Here is a 20,382-nt window from a genome sequence, read left to right as displayed (position 1 = left end):
GTAACATTATGGATAATCTTGGTTATGTCAAAGGGACGTTGTTCGCTGGATTATTAATTACGGTAAACCAGGGATGGGCAGCTAATGCTACAGCGCCAGTTAAAGTCAGTAACTATGTTATTCCTTCGGTATTTGCTAACGCGTTATACCAGGGCATGTCGGTCCCTGTTTTTATTCGTTATGAAGGCGATAATAGTACCCAACGCAGCCAGCAAAAAATCGCTGATGCCATCCTTACCATCAAGGATAATGAGTTTCGCCTGAACCAGATCGCGCTCAGCGATCTGCCGGAACGAACCGAATTATCACCTCAGATAAAATCATTGCTCAACGAGATGCAGGACAAAAGCATCGGCGACGGTCAGCGCGTTTATATCAACAAAGACGCCTCTCTCTCACTCGATACGCGTTCCTTTTATCTTGAGCTGACGGTTAACCGGGCAGCCATGCAGGCCGCTATTTTGCCGCGTACCAATATGCTTGGGGAATCCACTGCCCAGAATCTCTCGAGCGTGCTGAATTACTCGATGGGGAGCTATTACAACAAATATGAGAATACCGATAGCGCCAGCAGCTATCTGACGCTGGACAATACCTGGTCGCTGCGCGAGCACCATCTGAATTTTAACGGTTCCCTGTACGGGATTGGTACCGGCAACCAGCAGGGTAAACTGTATCGCTCGATGTACGAGCGTGACTATCAGGGACGCCGCTTCGCAATGGGGATGGTGGATACCTGGAATCTGCAATCGATCGCCAGCATGAGCGCCCTGAACTCCAGCCGTATTTACGGCATTAGCTATGGCAATAAAAGCAGTTCCCAAACGCAGGACAATACGCTAGCTCTGGTGCCCGTCACGGTGTTCCTGCCGGCCGCCGGCGAAGTGCATGTTTATCGTGACGGCAAACTGCTCAGCATTCAAAACTTCTCGATGGGCAGCTACGAGCTCGATACGTCGCGCCTGCCGTTTGGCATCTACAACGTTGATATACAGGTGGTCGTAAACGGACGCGTGGTCAGCAGCCGGACGGCGAACATCAATAAAACGTTCGCCCGGAAATCGAGCGTGACCGGCGATCTCTCATGGCAAACTTTCGGCGGCAGCCTCGAATACAACAAGATGGACTATCGCCATAAATACAACATCAATTATGGCACACGGAATACGTGGATAGCCGGGATCGCCGCGGCAACCAGCCAACCCTGGCTTTCCGGCGTGAATCTGAAAACCACGCTCTACGGTTTTGACAATAACGGCGTCAATGAAACGGAAGCGAACGTGATTTTCAACAACGCGTTCAGCTTTAACCAGCAGGGGCTGCTCGCTACCGACGGCAGCTGGCAGAGTACCTCCACCTTCAATATGAGTTTACCGGACGGATACGGCAACCTGTGGGGGTCGCGCCAGTACAGTTCCATTGGTAACGCGCTACCGATGCAGCAAAACGACTACGTGACCGTCGGCGCCAACGCTAACCTGCGTAAAATCGCGCCGTTCCTCGGTACGCTGAGCGTCAGCCGCACCAATAACAAATATACCGGGAGCACCTATACCAACGTCGATTACGATCAATCCCTGTTAGCTAATCGCTACGCAACCGTTACGTTACGCGTCGGTATTCAGAACTATCAGTACAACAACCATGAAAATCTGCGCGATAAGTACGTCAATATTGACGTCTCTATCCCCTTCTCCACCTGGCTAAGCACCGGTGTGTCCAGCCAAAACGGAAACATGCTGGCGAACGCCACGCTGCGCAAAAGCTTTGACAACAGCGCCATTACCCAGGTGGGAGCATCGGTTTCGAAGCAGATTAAACAAAATAAAAATGACGATAGCCGTTATCGTTCAGACGATTACGCCGCCAATGGTTACGTCAGCTATAACACCAAATATAACGCTGGCACCGTCTCCGTTAGCCGCTCATCGCAGCACAGTTCAAACTACAGCCTGAGCTCGCAGGGAAGCGTGGCCTGGACGGAAAAAAATGTCTATGTCGGCAAAGGCACACAAACCGCAGGCCTGGTAGTGAATACCAATTTCAGCGGTAAGGGCAGGATGATGGCGCAGATCAACGGCCAGAACTACCCGCTGACCGGCAAAAGCAACTTCATCAGTCTTCCGCCTTACGCGGAATATAAGGTGGAACTGATGAACGACAAAAATTCGGAAGACAGCGTCGACATCGTTAACGGCCGACGTAACAAAGTCGTGCTCTATCCCGGCAACGTCAGCGTGATTAACCCGGAAGTCAAACAGCTGGTCACCGTCTTTGGCCGGGTGAAAGATCGCCGCGGCGGTTACTACGCCAACGCCGATATACACAACCACATTGGTAAAACGCGCACCGACGAACTCGGCGAGTTCGCCATGGACGTCGATAAGCGCTATCCGGTGATTACCCTGGTCGATAAATTCGGCGGCATTTGCGAAGTGGATTTGGATCTGACAGAGGCGAAAGGCGCCGTATGGGTCGGTGAGATCCCTTGTGAGATCCAACAACAAACGGCATCAGTGACGGGAGATGTTAAGAATGTCTATTAAACCCCAGGCCATCATGCTGCTGGCCGGCTGGCTGCTGGCCGCGCCGGCTATGGCACTTACCGCTACCAACGACGGGAGCGGCAGCAACACCTATATGTTTATCGACAACGATGTCGATGATGAATATTTCATCACCACCAGCGCCCTGTCCCCACGCTTCACCGGGGCCAATATCTGGACAAAATATAAAACGAACCAGCGTAGTCTGGGATATATGGGCAACTCGGGCTGGAGTTACAGTAACCGCTATTTTGATCTGTGGATCGACAACTCCCCCATTAACCAACCGTTTCTCGGGCTTCGCTGCATGTCCACGGGAGCAAACTGCCCGGCTTCCGGCATTATCCCTGCCGATGTTCTCGACAAAGACGGTTACTATCACGCGATGTCCGGCAACAGCGTAGCGAACGGTTACTACGGTGCCGGAGTGCTTAGCCAGTCGGCCTATGAGTATTTTCGCGATCGGCCGGTGGGAACCATCGATAGTTTGCAGCTTAATCTTTGCTACATGGACTCCAAAGCCGATTATGACTTTGCTTCCGGCGTTCGCTGTAAAGATCTCCCCAGCGGAGGAAAGTGGGTTTACTACACGATGAATCTCGAAAAGGTCTCGCATCTGGCCTTGAACAGTACCGGAGCGATGGCGGAAGTATGGATTGCCAGCGATGGTACGCCAAGCGTCAACCTCGGCTCTGAATTGTGCCAGATGGGCGTGGTCGGAAGCGCTTCAGGGATCATTTGTAAAATGGTTTCTTACAGCTTTCAGGAGACTAAAACCCTCACCACCTCACTTGATTTCCGGATGGTTATCGACACGGCGATGTTGGGATTCTCTCCTTCTTCGTCTGACGTAAAATACAGCGGTGATGGCGCAAGCTGGACCAATTTTGGTACGGTCAGCACCTATAACAAGGTCTTCAAACCATCAGGCGAGTACGTCTACGTATTCCTGTCCAACGCCTTTTTCCAAAAAGTCCTCAAAGCAGGCGCGGATTTAACCAACAAGGATGCGCTGTTTACCTTCTATTTTGATAACTCCGTTACCCCGCAATCGGGTTATTATCAGTTTACGCCATCAACATTAATTAACATTGTCCCACGGGAATACGGCATCAGCATTATCGCCAGCGACGGGAGCGCTCATCCAAAAGCATCCGGCAAGATCGGTAGCGAAGAGCCCATCACCTTTGAGTATAAAGTCACTACCTCCGCGTCGCGTCAGGCCGACAGTATCACCGCCCAGGTGATTGGCGACGCCATCAACATGTATGGTCTTCCGTACTGCCTGTTTACCTCAGCGGACGAGACGCTAAAAGTACCTGTCCCGGCCTACCTCGAATGGACGTCCGCCGCCGGTAAAGCGGTAAGAGTGCGCAACAGCTGCGGTGAGAATCCTGTCGATATGACCAACGCCGCCTGGGTACAGACGGCCTGGAACGCCAACGTCAACGATGGTTTCTTTTTTACCACCACGCTGAAACTGCTGTTTCCGATGGATGACCCGCATTCACAGTTCACCACCGATGGCCATGACTGGATGGGTACCGTCAGCGCCACCGGGGATGTAAAAGTGACCGCCACGTGGGTCGGCGTGGATCGGGGGCTGTGATGAATAAAATCCTACTCATCGGATTATGTGGGCTGTGTATTCAGCCCGCTTCCGCGGTGTACTTTGACTCAATTATCTATGATATGGATGGCAGTAAAGATTTTATCTCCCGGCCAATCGTCAATGATACTAAAAGCAACAATTTATATACTATATCTGCGTATAAAATCTCCCGGCCGGGCAACGGCGATGAGCGACCAGTGACCGGTCAGGATAAAGATCTGGTCTGGTCGCCGCTGCAGTTCACCGTACAGGCCAATAGTCAGGAATATTTTAAACTCTATTACCGGGGGCCAAAAGATGACGTTGAGCGCTATTATCGGGTGATCTTTAAGGAGACGCCCGTTATGGTTCTTCCCTGGCGTCTGGATCAGAAAAAAATGGATGTTGTCCCTTCGGTATCGATGAGCACGATTCTCATCGTTCGCCCGCGTAAGACCCGATTCCAGTATGAAATTAACGAAGCTACAGGCACTATTAAAAATACCGGCAACACCTATTTTAGAGTCATTCTGCAGAAAGGCTGCAATGGTGACGATGAAAGTTCAACGCAATTTTATATGCTGCCAGGAGAGAGCTGGACAGGTCCCGAAGCGAAAAATAGTAACAGGAAATATATTGTCGCATTAGGACGTTATCATAAATTAGGCAACGGCTGTTTCATGGATTCGCCGGGTTAACCGCTGCTAATCCAGCGCGGGTATGTTATGCCTGAAGCGCAGCTCGTGCAGGCGATTGAGCCCGCCGAACTTCTTGCATAAAGAGTATTGAAAGCGGTAGACGCTGCGGGTATCGCACGCCATGATGCGGGCGATATCCTGGCTGGAATGCCCGTCCGCCCGCAGGCGTAGCGTCTTCATTTCATGCTCCGTCAGCGACGGTGTGCGCCGGCAGCGAAGATTTCGCCCCAGCATGATGCGTTTTATTTTCTTGATTAAGCTACTTAAGCTATCGTTGACTTCCACCACCGACCATAGTAATCCGGAGCGCAGCATCCAAAAATTAGCCATGGGCAGCATGCTTTTATCCGCGAGTAAAATAATCTTCAGCCCGGTCTCCTGCAGTTTTTCGGCCCATCCCTCATGCAGAAAATACAAAATATTGTCGAGGGAGAAGTCCACCACCACCATTCCTTCAGGCAAAAAACAGGTGAGTTCACGAAAAACTAAATCATTGACCGCTCGCTTAAAAAAATAATTTTTATCCGGCCATACTGAAAATTTTCTCTCTCCACAAAGAGAACGTTCAATTTTATCTTCCGCTTCAATAGGGCAGTTTAAACCACACGCCATACATTTAATCTCACGGTTACCTGCCGGCATTACATTTACCTCTTGAGTGGCTAAAAATATTTTCAAAAAGATACAGACGTAATACCAAACATACTATAAACAAAAAAATTGCTGCTATTACATTTACTATAAATATAGAAAATAAAAGACTAATCTATAATTCAAGCCCTTAGAGAAAATAACGTTAACACATTTCATTAAATATTTTAATAAAATACCCACTGAATTTAACCATGTCATATTATATATAGCAAAATATATCCCCCATATTATAAGTAAGCGTAATATTTATTGTTACTTGATTTATAATCACACGCTGCATAATTTTCTGGTTCCTTTCATCTAGTCCCCTTTTACCGCAGCCGGAAATGCCTCCGCCAGCCAGTCGATAAATACGCGCAGCCGATATTGCCGCTGATAAGGTCCGAGGGGCTGTCAGCAACCACCAGACTACGTTGATGGTGGACTGGCGCAGATCTAAAAAATGCTGCCTGAAGACCCTTGGATTCATGGGTCTTCAGGTGCTACCGTACAGACATACTTAACCGTTTTGTTCTGTAGCCGAATGATCGGTGTACCTGTTCTAATAATTATGGATGATGATATCAATGAAACTAAAAATGGCGTTTATCGCGCTTGGCTGTTCGCTTGCCGCCCTTTCCGGCTGTACCTCCTCAAAATCTTCCCCGGAACGCCACGCTTACTATTTTGTCTCACACCGCAGCGATTTCGTCGGTGGTAACTTCGTGAGTAACCGTCAGGAAAACTACCGCTTAAATCTGCCGAACTTTACCGACATCTATGCCCGTGGGCAGCAGGACAGAAAGTCGGGGATGAGCGAAAGCGACGCCCGCCGTACTGCCGACGCCATCAGGCAGCAGGTGGCGCAGGGCACAAAAACCCAGCACGCATTTACCGGCAACGTCAGCGATAAATGGGACAACGAGATGGAAAATAAAGACGCCGTGCTGTTTGGTAATGAACTGTCCGGGACCTATCTCGACGGCTATTTTGGCGTGAAATAATACAGCGGGTGCGCAAAATGCGCACCGCGCCTTCTGCTTATCTTTCCACCTGCACCCAGCGCTGCTGCTGATGGCTTTTCACTATCGCATCAACGATGTACATCACATCCGCCCCCTCATAGAAAGAGGCGAAACGCTGCGACGACGCAGGCGGCATCTCGCCGGCGCGCACCGCCTGATAAAAGCTCAGCATCATATTTTTAAACGCATCGGGCCAGCCTTCGTTATGCCCGCCGGGGAAGTGGGCGCTGGCGGCGGCCTCGCCGAGCATCAGGCTCGGATCGTCGCTCAGCAGCTGGTTTGGCCGCTGGCGATGCCCCACCCACAGCCGCTGCGGCATCTCCTGCTCCCATGCCAGCGAACAGTTACTGCCGTTGATCTCCACCGTCAGGCCATTTTTTCTCCCGGCGCTGACCTGCGAAACGGTAAAACAGCCCTTACTGCCGTCATCAAAACGGAACAGTACCGATCCTAAATCTTCGGTATCGACGGGCCGCGCCTCATACGCGCTATCATCGCGATGCTGGCTAAAGGTCGCATCCCCGGCGACGGGCGCTTTACGCGCTGGCCAGACGATAGAGAGATCCGCCATCACCTCGACAATGCGACGGCCTGTCATAAACTGCACCGTATCGCACCAGTGGGAGCCAATGTCGGCCACCGCCCGCGAGGCGCCGCCCTGCGCCGAATCGACCCGCCAGTTATAGTCGGTCTCCAGCAGCATCCAGTCCTGCAAATAGCTGCCGTGCGCTGCAAACAGCCTTCCGACGTCGCCGTTGCGCATCATCGCCGCCGCCTGCTGCACCATGGCAAACTGGCGATAAACAAAGCTGACGCCATGAACCACCCCGGCGCTTTCCGCCAGCGCCACCAGCTCACGGGCCTCCTCCGCGGTCATGCAGAGCGGTTTTTCCGAAAAGACGTGCAGCCCGGCGGAGAGGATCTGTCGGTTAATCCGCGCATGCAGATGGTTCGGCGTACAGTTATGCACCACCTGCAATCCGGGATGCGCCAGCAGCGCCTCGACGCTACCGTAGGCGTGCGCCACGTTGAGCTGGCGCGCCTTCTGCTGAGCCACTTCCAGCGAACCATCGCACAGCGCCACCACCTCGATATCGCCCACCCGGCGCAGCGCTTCCAGATGCGCCGGCCCGATAAACCCGGAGCCAATAATGCCGACCTGAATCATTCTCCTCCCTCCTTGCCTGCGGCGAAATCATCAAACGCCCGTCCGGAGACCGGAATGATATGGCGGCGGATAAACTCGCTGCCTTCGCGCGCGCCGACTTCCGCGTCCTTCAGGCAACACTCCCACTCCAGCACCGCCCAGCCGTCAAAATCATACTCGGTGAGCTTGCTGAAAATCGTTTTGAAATCGATCTGCCCGTCGCCCAGCGAACGAAAACGTCCCGCCCGCTGCGGCCAGTTCTGATAGCCGCCATAGACCCCGCTGCGCCCGCTGCGGCGGAATTCAGCGTCTTTGACGTGAAACGCTTTGATCCGCGCGTGGTAGATATCGATAAAGGCCAGGTAATCCATCTGCTGAAGATGAAGGTGGCTGGGATCATAAAGTATGTTGCAGCGCGGATGGTTATCGAGTCGCTGCAGAAAACGCTCAAAGGTCACGCCATCATGCAGATCTTCGCCGGGATGGATTTCGTAACAGAGATCGACGCCCTGTTCGTCGAAAACATCCAACAGCGGCCGCCAGCGCCGGGCCAGCTCATCAAAAGCCTCATCGAGAAGCGGCTGATTATGCGGCGGCCACGGATAAAAATAGGGCCACGCCAGCGCCCCGGAAAAGGTGGCGTGCGCCTTCAGCCCCAGACGCGCAGACGCCACCGCCGCCTGGCGCACTTTCTCGACCGCCCACTGCTGGCGCGCCTGCGGGTTATCGCGCAGCGCGACGGGCGCAAACGCGTCAAAGGCCCTATCATAAGCCGGATGAACGGCCACCAGTTGCCCTTCAAGATGAGTAGAGAGCTCGCCGATCGCCAGGCCATGCTCCGCTAGCTTGCCGCTCACCTCATCGCAGTAGGTCTGGCTGGCGGCGGCACGTTCAACGTCGAAAATCGCCGGATGGTTGCAGGGGATCTGCAATGCCTGATAGCCCAAACTGGCAGCCCACTGCGCCAGGCCCTCCAGGGTATTAAACGGCGCCTGCGTACCGATAAACTGCGCCAGAAAAATGCCCGGCCCCTTGATTGTTTTCATACCACCTCCCAAACATTAACGCGGCTCTTTCTCGTTGTACTGGAAAGAGAAAAGGAAAATCAGGGCGATGACCGCTGCGGCCACCGCCGGGATCCACCAGAAGGCGACCCACGCCTGCGGTACGCTCTGGCCTGCCACCAGATGGTTATACAGCGCGCCGGAAATCTGCGACCCCAGCAGCATGCCGATACCGTAGGTGAACATCACGATCATGCTCTGCGCCTGGCCCTTCACCTTTTCACCGGCCACGCGGTCGGTGTAGATAAAGCCGACAACAAAGAAAAAGTCATAGCAGACGCCATGCAACAGGATGCCGAGATAGAGCAGGAAGCGCCCCTCTTCGCTGACCCCCAGCGCAAAGAAGGCGTAGCGCACGAACCACGCCGCCATGCCGATCAGCAGCATGTATTTCACCCCGAGGCGGCGGAACAGCAGCGGGATCACCAGCATAAAGAAGATTTCTGACATCTGGCCGAAAGACATCGCGGTGCTGACGTCCGCGATACCGGCATCCGCCAGATAAGACGCGGTGTAGGCGTAGTAGGTCCCCAGCGGAATCGAAATCAGCGTCGCGCAGAGGGAGAAAATCAGGAAGTGGCGCGTTTTCAGCAGCGCGAAGGCGTCGGCGCACAGCAGGTCGCGAAACTGTACCGGGGTGCCTTTCGCCGGGGCCGGCGTATGCGGCAACGTCAGGCTATAAATGGCCAGCGCCACCGAACAGAGCGCCGCAACAGAGAAAATCCCTGTGGTATCGGAAATCCCCGTCACGCCGATAAAGATACCGGCGATGATCCAGCCGATGGTGCCGAAGACGCGCACCACCGGGAAGGTTTTATCGACGTTCGCCAGACTGTGGAAAGCGATGTTATTGGTCAACGCCAGCGTCGGCATATAGCACAGAGTGTAGCCGAACAGCAGGCCGATCAGCAGCGCGCCGTTTTGCGCCACCAGCGCCTGCGGAACAAACCACAGAATCACCGCCCCGGCCAGGTGCATTACCGCCATCACCTTCTGCGAAGCGAAAAAGCGGTCGACCAGCATGCCCAGTACGAATGGCGAAAGAATGGACGCAATCGGCCCGGCGGAGAAAGCATCGCCGATCAGCAGCGACATCTCATAGCGGGTCATCACCAGCCCCAGCGTGACCGACCAGCTTCCCCAAATAAAGAACTGCATAAACATCATTAACGACAGCCGCGGCACCAGAAAACGGTGCGTTGCGCGGGGAGTTTCACGACCTTCGGTTGTTGTGATCATTTCGACCGCCCTCAAAAAAGTAATCGATTACAAATACCCTCAAATGAAAAGTAATCGATTACAAAAAGAAGATCGCGGGCAAAATACGCTAAGCGCGAAGAAGATCACAATAAAAGGAATGATACCCCGCCGGACGGCGGGGCGATCGCGCGCTACGCCTTCCGGCGCAGGGTTTTAAAGGCCGCAAACAGGAACAGGATCCACACCGGCAGCAGAATCGCCGACAGACGCATCCCGTCGATGGTGCACATCAGCACCAGGATCAGCGCCAGAAAGGCGATACAGACGTAGTTACTGCCGGGCGACAGCAGAGCTTTAAACTTCGGCTCGCGCCCCTTGCGCCGCTGGGCGGCGCGGAATTTCAGGTGCGCCAGGCAGATCATGATCCAGTTCAGCAGCAGCGTCGCTACCACCAGCGCCATCAGCAGGCCGAGGGCTTTCTGCGGCAACAGATAGTTAAGCACCACCACCAGGGAGGTAATAATCCCGGAAAGCAGCAGGGAGTTAACCGGCACGCCGCGCTTGCTGACGCGGGCGAGAAACTTCGGCGCATTGCCCTGCACCGACAGACCAAACAGCATCCGGCTATTCGAGTAAACGCCGCTGTTATAAACCGACAGCGATGCGACCAGAATCACGAAGTTCAGCACGGAAGCCACCACATTGCTGTCAAGATTATGGAAGATCATCACGAATGGGCTGCTGTCGGATTTGATTTCCACCCACGGATAGAGCGCCAGCAGAACCACCAGCGAACCGATATAAAACAGCAGAATACGGTATACCACCTGGTTAACCGCTTTCGGGATGCTCTTTTCCGGGTTGTGGGCCTCCGCGGCGGTAATGCCAATAAGCTCCAGTCCGCCGAAGGAGAACATAATGACCGCCAGCGACATAATCAGGCCGTGCCAGCCGGTGGCGAAGAAACCGCCGTGTTTCCATAGGTTATCGATTCCCGCTTTGCTGCCGCCGTGGCCGCCGAACAGCATCCACAGACCAAAGCCAATCATGCCGATAATCGCCAGCACCTTTATCAGCGCGAACCAGAACTCCGCCTCGCCGTACAGGCGCACGTTCACCAGGTTTACGGCGTTGATAATGAGGAAGAACGCGGCGGCCCAGATCCACGTCGGCACGTCCGGCAGCCAGTACTGCATATAGATCCCGGCGGCGGTCAGCTCCGCCATCCCCACCAGCACGAACATCACCCAGTAGTTCCAGCCGGAAAGAAAACCGGCGAACGGGCCCCAGTATTTATAGGCAAAGTGGGCAAAGGAGCCTGAAACCGGTTCTTCGACGACCATTTCACCCAGCTGGCGCATGATCAGAAAGGCGACGATCCCGGCGACGGCATAGCCGATCAGTACGGCCGGTCCCGCCATTTGAATCGCTGGCCCGATGCCGAGAAACAGGCCGGTACCGATGGCGCCGCCAAGGGCGATAAGTTGAATATGTCGGTTCTGTAAACCGCGATGAAGCGTCGGGCCGCTTTCCTCTACGGCATCCGACGACGTTGACGCGTCTTTCACGTCGATCCCCTGTGTGTTTATATGAAGGGGCACCTTTTAACACTAAGCCGGGCCGGTCGCAACCCGCAGGAAACGAGCCGCCCTGCCCGCTCCTGCGGTTTTGCCTTAAAATTCGTAGCCGACCGAAACCTTGAACGTGCGCGGTTCGCCGCGGAACAGATAGGTTCCGCTGTCGTCCGCGCCGGACCAGTAGTTCTCATCCGTCACGTTATCGACGCCCGCGCGTACCGTCATCTGATTCTGGTTCTCGTTAAGCGCCAGACGATAGCGCACGCCGAGATCCAGGGTCGTGAAGCTATCAATCTTCTTGCTGTTCGCCTGGTCGGCATACTGCGAACCCGAGTGATTGAGGCGTGCGGTGGCGGTGAGGCCGTCGATAGGTTTGATGTCATACTCTGCGCCAAGCACCGCGTAGAAGCCCGGTACGCCGATGGCTGTTTTACCATCATTGACGCCATCCTTGGTTTTTGACAGTTCGGCTTTCAGCCAGGTCGCGCTGGCGTTAAGGCGCAGGCCGTACAGCGGTTCGCCGAATACGTTAAATTCCACGCCGCGATTGCGCTGCTCGCCGTTAAGGCCATAGCGTTTCTGGCTATCCAGGAAGGCAGACGGCATTTTAATTTCAAACAGCGCCAGCGAGCCGCCAATGCGGCCAAAATCCGCCTTCATCCCGACTTCGTTTTGTTTCGAGTGAATAATTCCGACGCTTTCTCCATAGTTAGCGGCGGAGGTTGGCGCATTGCTGCCCGGCTGCAGGGCTTCGGTATGGTTAGCGTATAAAGAGAGAACCTGCCAGGGCTTATAGACCACGCCATAGGCCGGCATCCAGCGGCTATTGTCCCAGGCATCGCTTTGCAGGCCGGTGACTTTATCGTAGTTACGCACCACCACTTTCTGATGACGGGCGCCGACGGTGAATAGCAGCGTATCGTCCAGCACGCCGAGGGTGTCGCTCAGCAGCCAGCCCTGGGAACGGGTACGGCCGCTGGTGAGCGGATCGTCATAGTCGCCGCCGAAGGAAGCGTTCGCCGGGGGCGCAACCGGACGGGTATCGTAGATATTCACCGGCGGATTATCCGCCGCCTTCGACATCCGCCACGCGGTTTTGTCGTTCTGGGTTTTCGCCGAATAGCCGACGTTGACCTTGTGCGACACAAAACCGGTAGCGAATTCGCCGCGTATCCCGGCCATGCCGCTGGCGGTATCCATATAGCGGTTGGTGTCCAGGCGCCCCGCCGTGGCGTTGCCCGCCCGGTCAATCAGCTTCGAGGCGCTATAGAGACCGATTTCATGGGCATGCTGCGCCCCCAGAGCGGCGTAGGCGGTCCATTTATCGACAATGTCGTATTCCATTCTCAGCATACCGAACTCATTTTCGATATCGCTATAAGCCCATTTTTGCGTGTAGTTGTGGGTGTTATCCGGCAGGTGCGGAATAAAATCGACGCCCGAAATGTTGATGCCCATCGGGCTACCGTGGAAGGTTTTTTTCTGATAGCCAAAGTCAAACGAGCTGCGCATCCGTTCGCCGCGATAATCGAGCCCTATGGAGGCCAGCGTGGTTCTGCGCTTATCACTCTCCACCGCCGCCTCGCCTTCGCGGTGCACCAGATTCATCCGCGCGCCGAACTGGTTGTCGTCGCCAAAGCGGCGGCCCAAATCCAGCGTACCGCCGACCTGAGAATCCGAGGTATAGTCGACGCCCACGCGAGCGGTCGGGGTATCTTCCGCGCGCTTAGGCTCCAGGTTGATCATCCCGCCGACGCCGGAGCTGGCCGCACCGTTAAGCAGCGCGTTGGCACCTTTAAAAATTTCGACCCGCTCAAGCATGGCGGTATCCACCACCTGACGCGGCACCACGCCCGCCAGCCCGCTCAGGGTCATATCGTCGCCGTCAAATTTAAGGCCGCGAATGCGGTAGGTCTCGGCGTAGTTACCGTAGCCCTGCACTGGCTGAACCCCGGCATCGTTGCTGACCACATCGGCGATGGTTTTCGCCTGCTGATCCTCGATAAGCTTCGAGGTATAGCCGATGATGCTAAACGGAACGTCCATCGCGTTTTGTTCGCCGAGCATCCCAAGACGGCCGCCGTTGGCTATCTGACCATCGAGATAGGCGGGCACCACCAAATCGCCGCCGGCTTTAAAATCGCTGGCGGATGAGGCCTGAACGACCATCGTTTCTTCGCTTTTCTGGCGTTCGGCGACGTTTTCCGCCGCCGTTGCCGAATGGGAGATAGCGCCAATGGTTAACGCCAGCAGCGTTTTCCGCAGTGGGAAAGCCGGTGCGGCGCGGCCGCTTAAGTTGGCAGAGACGGCCAGCGCCGGGAGAGTGCGTTTCATAAGATCAGTCCTGAACAAAATCAACGATCCGATAGTGACTCCGCCGCCGAAATTCGCGTTTCCGGTCTTGCGCCTGTGAGCCCCATCCAGTGCCTTCGCCGTTTACCTGTGAGCCCGCGACGTACGCAGGTTATCTCCTGATAAAATCGCAAACAAGAAGAAGAATGAGAACTATACTCATTATCTTATCGTAATCAAGCCTGGCTTTTGCCGTCTGGAAAAACGTTTCATTTTCGGTGAAAGGGATTCGCCGCAGTGGTTTGGGCTGAAGGTGAGGAAGCGTGCGCAACAAAACGCGGCGAGACAAAAGACCGGAACCCGACAGGCTCCGGCCTCAATCACTACGCGCTGGCGGTATCCAGACGCGCCTGTTGGTCGGCGCTCAGGGTCAGTGCAGCGGCGCGAGCAAAGCTCTCCACCTGAGCGAGGCTGGTGGCGCTGGCGATGGGCGCCGTCACGCCGTCGCGGCTCATCAGCCAGGCCAGCGCGACTTCGGCAGGTTTAGCGCCGCTTTGCTCCGCCACTTCAACCAGGGTATCGACAATACGCAGCCCGCGCGGATTGAGATATTTGCCAATGCCGCCCCCGCGCTGGCTTTGCGCCAGATCGGACTGCTGGCGGTATTTGCCGGTCAGGAAGCCGGACGCCAGGCTGTAGTAGGTCACCACGCCGATATCGCGGCTGATGCACAGGTCGCAGAGCGCGCCCTCAAAAGCCGAGCGATGATAAAGATTGTATTCCGGCTGCAGCACCTGCCAGGCCGGCAGACCGCTTTTGCGCGACACTTCCAGCGCGCTCGAAAGCTGCTGCGCATCGAGGTTCGAGGCGCCCATGGCGCGGATTTTCCCCGCCTGCTGTAGGGCGTGGAAGGCGTCGAGGGTTTCGGCGACCGGCGTTTCCGGGTCCGGCCAGTGGGCGAAATAGAGGTCAATATAATCGGTATTCAGGCGTCGCAGGGAGTCGTCCACCGCCTGCTGGACCCACGCTTTTTTCAACCCTTTATGACCGGGAAGGCCTAAATCGGAACCCACTTTGGTGAAGAGCTTTACCTTATCGCGCATGCCTGGCCGCGCCTGTAGCCAGCGGCCGATAATGGTTTCAGACTCGCCGCCCTGGTTGCCGTCCGCCCAGCGGGAGTAAACATCCGCCGTGTCGATAGCATCGAAGCCGTGGTCTATAAACGCATCAAGAATGGCAAAACTGGTTTTTTCATCGATGGTCCAGCCAAAAACGTTACCGCCAAACACCAGCGGGGCGATGGAAAATCCGGTTTTGCCCAAGGGACGTGTCATCATGCCGTTCACTCCTTATTTACCCGTCATACTTCACGTTGCCTGTGCGTTGACTTCGCGTGTTCACCCCGGTCACATACTCGAGTAAGGTCCCGGGGATTAATGAGAGGCTCCTGCCTCTCACCGAAGGCCAGCCTTCGGCTGGTCAAATTCGTTCCTGACGAATTTGTCACTCTCTTGTCGCCTTCATGCAACGCAAATTATATAGGGTAATGCTTATATTCTGTGTCCTTTCAAGAAATGCCAAGGATCAGAAATGATAGTAAGAAAAGGAAGCTTGAAGCGGGCTATCCGTGCCCGCTGAATGCATAACAACATTATGTCCCGGAATAGACGTCAAAGCTAAAATATTTCCCGGCGAGCTTTTTATAGGTGCCGTCGGCGAGAATGCGGGCTATCGCGCCGTTAATCTCCTGGCGCAGGGCATCGTCCTCTTTGCGCAGGCCAATCGCCGCGCCGGCGCCGAACAGCTTGTCGTCCTTCAAGTGACCGCCAACGAAGGCAAAATCTTTACCCTGCGGCTGCTGCAGGAAGCTGTAGTCGGCCATCATCCCGGACAACACCGCGCCGTCAATACGCCCGGACTCCAGATCCTGAACCACGCGATCCGCCCCCTGATAAGCGACGATATTGATCCCCGCCGTGCGCCAGTGCTGGTTAACGTAAGTCTCCTGCGCCGAGCCCTGCTCTACGCCGATGGTTTTCCCCTTCAGCTGTTCGACGGTATTTCCGGCCAGGGTGTTTTTACGCGCCACGAGGAACACCGGGCCGTTGTACAGCTTGTCGCTAAAGCCGATCTGCTCTTTACGCTTCTCGGTCATATACATACCGGAGAGGATCGCGTCGAACTTACGCGCCTTCAGCGCCGGGATAATGCCGTCGAAGTTGCTTTTCACCCACACGCACTTCGCCTGCAGCTGGGCGCAAATCGCGTTGCCGAGGTCAATATCAAAACCCGCCAGCTTACCCTGCGGATCTTTCCATTCAAACGGCGCGAAGGTGGGATCGACGCCAAAGCGAATTTCCTTATTTTCTGCGGCCAGAGCTGAAGTTGAGGCCATCAGCGCGACCCACAGCAGAAGAGATTTTTTCATTATTTACGGACTCCAGAGATCAACGGCAGTGTGTTTCAACTAACCGGGCGAACAGCGTCGCGCCGGTGGAAATAATGTCATCATTAAAGTCATAGCCGGGGTTGTGCACCATACAGCCGCCCTTCCCGCCTTTCTCACCATTGCCCAGCAGGAAGTAGCAGCCGGGGCGTTTCTGGAGCATAAAGGCGAAATCTTCGCTGGCGTTCATCGGCGAAATGGATTCCAGTACGCCCTCCTCGCCAAAGACCTCCAGCGCCAGCGCTTTGGCGAACTCGGTCTCCTCGCCGCTGTTGGTCAGCACCGGATAAGAGTCAAAAACCTCAACCTCGCTGCTGGCGCCGTAGCTTTTGGCGGTAAAATCAGCGAGCTCTTTGATGCGCTTAATCAGCAGGTCGCGGATTTCCGGCTTCATCGCCCGCACGCTCAGCTCCATCACCACGTTCTCGGGGATGACGTTGGAGGCGATACCCGCCTGGAAAGTGCCGACGCTGACCACCGCGGTTTCGCCCGGCGGTACGTTACGGGCAACGATACTTTGCAGATTCATCACCAGCGCCGCGCCGGTCACAATGGGGTCGACGGTGCGCTCGGGGTGCGCGCCGTGGCCGCCGTAGCCGGTAATAGTGATTTTTACCGTATCCGCCGAGGCCATAAAATTACCGGCGTAAAAGCCGAGTTTCCCCACCGGCAGGCCCGGCATATTGTGCAGGCCGAAGATGCGCTCGCAGGGGAAGCGCTCAAACAGGCCGTCTTTAATCATTAAATCCGCGCCGCCGATCGCCTCTTCCGCAGGCTGGAATATCAGGTGTACCGTGCCGTTGAACTGGCAAGCCGGCGAGGCGATATATTTCGCCGCCGCCAGCAGAATAGTGGTATGGCCATCGTGGCCGCAGGCGTGCATTTTTCCGGCCACGGTGCTGGCCCAGGGGAGATCGGTCGCTTCGAAAATCGGCAGCGCGTCCATGTCGGCGCGTAGGCCGATAGTACGCGGCGAATCGCCCTTGCTTAACGTTCCTACCACCCCGGTTTTCGCCAGCCCGCGGGTCACCATATAGCCCCACTCGGTCAGTTTTCCGGCCACCAGCTCGCTGGTATTAAACTCTTCCAGGCTTAATTCCGGATTGGCGTGTAAATAATGACGGATCGCAATCATTTCATCTTCGGTGGCTTTAATTTCAGGAATTACACAGTCGGTCATGCCGGTCTCCGGGAATAGAATCAGATGCAAAGCTTTAATAACTTAACGTGCTAAGGGTTTATTGCAAGCAGGATTTCTTATTCCACGCGGGGTTTTCATCTGATTTATTCATAGCGATTTAAAGGCGAAGCGGACGTCTTTTACTAACGCCTGAACCAGGGTACTTCTTACATTCTCTGCTTTTTATTAACCATGAAGCACAATACACATTTATAAAGCCTAAATAAGCAGATAAAACAGCAAAGAAGAGGCGCATGGATGATATTTTCAACTTTGCAGTTTTTGCGCGGATTTGAAGCGAAAACAAGGGCGAGCGGGCATCGCCCGATAGCGCCAGGCTAGCCGGACTACCATCCCTCAGACGCGGGGGAATCGGTAGCCCGGGGCACCGCCTCCGGGGGAAGCGGTGGCGAGGTTAAGTAAAAAAGTTAGTGGCTCAGCGCGCCGTTGATCAGGATCGACGTAATAATCCCGGTCGCGGCGGCAATCAGCACATAGTTACCGTCAATATAGGACCAGTGCTGCCCGCGTGGCGGTGCCGGTAATCCGCGATCGTTCCAGTCGTTTATCCGGTAATCATTGCCGCGAAAACGTTCCGGGGCCGTCTGACCTTTGCGGAAATCATGGCCGTTCCACGCGAAGTGGTCCCGCTCGTGGCGCGCCTGATGAGGGTTACCCTGCGGCCCCTTGTCACCATGCGTCGGGCCACGGTTATCGCCGTTACCCTGATGGTTGTTGGCCTGCGGCCCCTGTTGACGGTTACCGTCCGGGCCGCCCCGGCCGGCGTCTTGCTGCCAGACCTGCTGCTGACCGTGGTTGTTGCCGCCAGGACCATCCGCCCAGGAGACGGAAGTCAAAGCACAAGATAAAATAATCGCCAGTGAAAGAATTTTTTTCATAATACACCTCCTGATATATTTCCTTTGTACCAGGAAAATGTGGAGGAATAGTGAGTAGTAATATAACCAGGACAATTCCTGGCATATCCGCTTAGTCTTTCAAGGCGCATTTTTATTGGCTGCGCTCATTTAACCCAGCCACAGGATTTACTCTGCTCCCGGGTATACTGCAAGCCGGATCGATTTTCATTGGGGATAGCATTATCACCTGTTAAAAATATTATCCCGAGGCTGAACAATACGCGCTAAATAACAAAAAAGGCCGCTTTCGCGGCCTTTTTTAGCAAAGAGTCAGTGATTACTCAGTGACTTTAGTTTTTAGCTCTTCAGCACCCTGCTTGGTTTTATCCCAGCCTTCTTTGCTGACCTCTTTGGTCTTATTCCAGCCTTTTTCGGTGCCTTCTTTAGTCGCGTTCCACCCCTTCTCAGTCCCTTCTTTGGTCTTGTTCCAGGTTTTCTGCGCGCCTTCGCTGACTTCGCTGCCTACGCTGTCGCTTTTGCCTTCAGCCGCGTGTTTGGCTTTAAGCTGCTGCTCTTCGCCCTGGTGCTGGGCCTCGTGCAGTTTTTCTTTCGCGGTGTTCGCCCCTTCATGGGCCGCCGCGACGGTATCGTCGGTTGCGTGTGTCGTTGTTGCAGCAAAAACAGGAGCTGCTACCAGAATCGCCGATAATGCAATCATTGCTTTTTTCATAATATCCTCTCTCGCTAACGAACTTAATGTTATGAGTCGCATTTAGCATGGCACAAGATTTTGCCGTCTGGCTTTAGGGATTGTTCTTAAAACTGATTTCAGACTTTTCTATCGACTTTTGGTCTGCCGCGTCCCACTTCTGGATGCTCGAATAAATTCCAACAAATTTGTTACATTTTAAGTCATTTGCCGTTGATATACTTGCCGTTTATGTTTACACGAGAATAATTCTCAGAATCATTATATTTATAAATTAGCAAACGGAACGCATATTATGGCAATAAAATCAGTAGGTTCGCTCATCCTTACTGCCCTGATTTCCACTCCTCTCTTAAGCTTTGCCGCGCAATATCCGCTCACCGTCACCGATCTCGACGGCCGCGCGATTACGCTCCAGCATGAGCCACAGCGCATTATCCTGCAGGATGGTCGCGATATTATGGCCATGGCTCTGCTCGACCGCGACAACCCTTTCAGGCGCGTCGTGGCATGGAATAACCTGGCCAGAAAACAGGACATCAATACCTGGAAAATGCTGCAGGAGAAGTGGCCGCAATCCGCTCAGATCCTCGATATGGGCTTTAGCGATAAGGGCAACGTTGACCTTGAGAGCGTCATCTCCCGCCAGCCTGACCTGATGATCGCCCAGCTTCGCGCGAAGCCCGCGCTGGAGGAGAGCGGTGTCATCAGCAAGCTCAGCGCGCTGAATATTCCCGTGCTGTTCGTCGATTATGAAATCAACCCCGGCAAAGACACCGCCCCGAGTATCGATCTGCTGGGGAAAGTCCTTAACCGTGAAGAAAACGCCAAAGCCTATACCGACTATTACCGTCAGCAACTGGACGCCATCCGCCAGAAAACCGCGAACATCCCCCCGAAGGCTAACGTTTTTGTCGAGGCGCTGGCGGGTAATAGCGATGCCTGCTGCTTCACGCACGGCCACAACGGCTGGGGCGGTCTGGTCGAAGCCGTCGGCGCGAACAATATCGGTTCGCAGCTGCTGCCGGGCGCTTCCGGATTTGTGTCGCTGGAAAAAGTGATTAGCATGAAGCCGGATGCCTATATTATGACCGGTTCAAAACGCGGGAATAGCCAGGTGCTGCCGCTCGGTTTACAGGCCGATCCCCAGGAGGTCAATCGCCAGGCGGAGCGGCTGCTGTCGCGCACCGGCGTGAGCAACATCCCGACGATCGAAGCAAAACGCGCTTACGGCATTTACCACCACTTCTATAACCATCCGTGGAATATCGTCGGTATGGCGTATCTGGCGAAGGATATCTATCCCCAGACCTTCAGCGGCCTCAACCCTGACGACAGCTGGCACTACATTGTTCGTCATTTCACCACCCTGCCCGATCTGCCGTTTGTTTTTTCCTGGCAACAAGGTGAGTAA

General features: G+C 54.7%; 16 protein-coding genes. 5 read left to right on the top strand and 11 right to left on the bottom strand.

The window, feature by feature from the left end:
• The first annotated feature begins 8 nt into the window (after positions 1-8).
• Genes IYV58_RS07060 through IYV58_RS07050 form a run of 3 tightly spaced genes read left to right on the top strand, consistent with a single transcriptional unit; the run spans position 9 to position 4,835 of the window.
• The gene (locus tag IYV58_RS07060) at positions 9-2,546 is read left to right on the top strand and encodes a TcfC E-set like domain-containing protein (protein ID WP_087828705.1); all 2,538 of its coding nucleotides are present in this window, start codon (positions 9-11) and stop codon (positions 2,544-2,546) included.
• A complete protein-coding gene (locus tag IYV58_RS07055; protein WP_004130183.1) occupies positions 2,536-4,155 on the top strand; it encodes a hypothetical protein in 1,620 nt (539 codons plus the stop codon). The genes IYV58_RS07060 and IYV58_RS07055 overlap by 11 nt, the downstream gene beginning before the upstream one ends.
• Positions 4,152-4,835 carry a fimbria/pilus periplasmic chaperone gene (locus IYV58_RS07050; RefSeq protein ID WP_176690160.1) on the top strand — a complete coding sequence of 228 codons (684 nt, stop codon included), beginning with the start codon at positions 4,152-4,154 and terminating at the stop codon, positions 4,833-4,835. The genes IYV58_RS07055 and IYV58_RS07050 overlap by 4 nt, the downstream gene beginning before the upstream one ends.
• A gap of 6 nt (positions 4,836-4,841) precedes the next feature.
• Here IYV58_RS07050 and IYV58_RS07045 read toward each other — a convergent pair whose 3' ends face one another.
• A complete protein-coding gene (locus tag IYV58_RS07045) occupies positions 4,842-5,477 on the bottom strand; it encodes a helix-turn-helix transcriptional regulator (protein WP_004130180.1) in 636 nt (211 codons plus the stop codon).
• A 578-nt stretch (positions 5,478-6,055) separates the two neighbouring features.
• Here IYV58_RS07045 and IYV58_RS07040 point away from each other — a divergent pair.
• Positions 6,056-6,472 carry an Exc2 family lipoprotein gene (locus IYV58_RS07040; protein ID WP_004130178.1) on the top strand — a complete coding sequence of 139 codons (417 nt, stop codon included), beginning with the start codon at positions 6,056-6,058 and terminating at the stop codon, positions 6,470-6,472.
• 37 nt (positions 6,473-6,509) lie between these two features.
• On the opposite strand, the gene IYV58_RS07035 is transcribed toward IYV58_RS07040, so the two are convergent.
• The 10 genes from IYV58_RS07035 to IYV58_RS06990 all read right to left on the bottom strand — a co-directional run bounded on the left by IYV58_RS07035 (position 6,510) and on the right by IYV58_RS06990 (position 18,989).
• Positions 6,510-7,661, bottom strand: coding sequence for a Gfo/Idh/MocA family protein (locus IYV58_RS07035; protein ID WP_004130176.1), 1,152 nt, complete (start codon positions 7,659-7,661; stop codon positions 6,510-6,512).
• Positions 7,658-8,686: a sugar phosphate isomerase/epimerase family protein gene (locus IYV58_RS07030; RefSeq protein ID WP_004130174.1), complete on the bottom strand. Its 1,029-nt coding sequence runs from the start codon at positions 8,684-8,686 to the stop codon at positions 7,658-7,660. The genes IYV58_RS07035 and IYV58_RS07030 overlap by 4 nt, the downstream gene beginning before the upstream one ends.
• Positions 8,687-8,701: 15 nt before the next feature.
• Positions 8,702-9,943: an MFS transporter gene (locus IYV58_RS07025; protein WP_004130172.1), complete on the bottom strand. Its 1,242-nt coding sequence runs from the start codon at positions 9,941-9,943 to the stop codon at positions 8,702-8,704.
• A 152-nt stretch (positions 9,944-10,095) separates the two neighbouring features.
• Positions 10,096-11,472 carry a phenylalanine transporter gene (gene pheP, locus IYV58_RS07020; protein WP_087828707.1) on the bottom strand — a complete coding sequence of 459 codons (1,377 nt, stop codon included), beginning with the start codon at positions 11,470-11,472 and terminating at the stop codon, positions 10,096-10,098.
• A gap of 105 nt (positions 11,473-11,577) precedes the next feature.
• Positions 11,578-13,815 (bottom strand): TonB-dependent receptor, encoded by a 2,238-nt coding sequence (locus IYV58_RS07015; protein WP_087828708.1) that lies wholly within the window; start codon positions 13,813-13,815, stop codon positions 11,578-11,580.
• Between the two features lie 341 nt (positions 13,816-14,156).
• A complete protein-coding gene (locus IYV58_RS07010; protein ID WP_087828709.1) occupies positions 14,157-15,110 on the bottom strand; it encodes an aldo/keto reductase in 954 nt (317 codons plus the stop codon).
• A gap of 314 nt (positions 15,111-15,424) precedes the next feature.
• The gene (locus IYV58_RS07005) at positions 15,425-16,201 is read right to left on the bottom strand and encodes an ABC transporter substrate-binding protein (protein WP_195729503.1); all 777 of its coding nucleotides are present in this window, start codon (positions 16,199-16,201) and stop codon (positions 15,425-15,427) included.
• Between the two features lie 19 nt (positions 16,202-16,220).
• Positions 16,221-17,399 (bottom strand): M20 aminoacylase family protein, encoded by a 1,179-nt coding sequence (locus IYV58_RS07000; protein WP_142480700.1) that lies wholly within the window; start codon positions 17,397-17,399, stop codon positions 16,221-16,223.
• A gap of 428 nt (positions 17,400-17,827) precedes the next feature.
• Positions 17,828-18,298 carry an RcnB family protein gene (locus IYV58_RS06995; RefSeq protein WP_087828710.1) on the bottom strand — a complete coding sequence of 157 codons (471 nt, stop codon included), beginning with the start codon at positions 18,296-18,298 and terminating at the stop codon, positions 17,828-17,830.
• Between the two features lie 298 nt (positions 18,299-18,596).
• Positions 18,597-18,989 carry a hypothetical protein gene (locus IYV58_RS06990; protein ID WP_004130158.1) on the bottom strand — a complete coding sequence of 131 codons (393 nt, stop codon included), beginning with the start codon at positions 18,987-18,989 and terminating at the stop codon, positions 18,597-18,599.
• A gap of 274 nt (positions 18,990-19,263) precedes the next feature.
• Between IYV58_RS06990 and IYV58_RS06985 the strand changes: the two genes are divergently transcribed.
• The gene (locus tag IYV58_RS06985) at positions 19,264-20,382 is read left to right on the top strand and encodes an ABC transporter substrate-binding protein (RefSeq protein WP_195729502.1); all 1,119 of its coding nucleotides are present in this window, start codon (positions 19,264-19,266) and stop codon (positions 20,380-20,382) included.

The organism is Klebsiella sp. BDA134-6, assembly GCF_015601345.1.
GTDB lineage: Bacteria > Pseudomonadota > Gammaproteobacteria > Enterobacterales > Enterobacteriaceae > Klebsiella > Klebsiella grimontii.
Note: the sequence above shows the minus strand (reverse complement) of the source record. Positions and strands in the feature narration are given on the sequence as shown.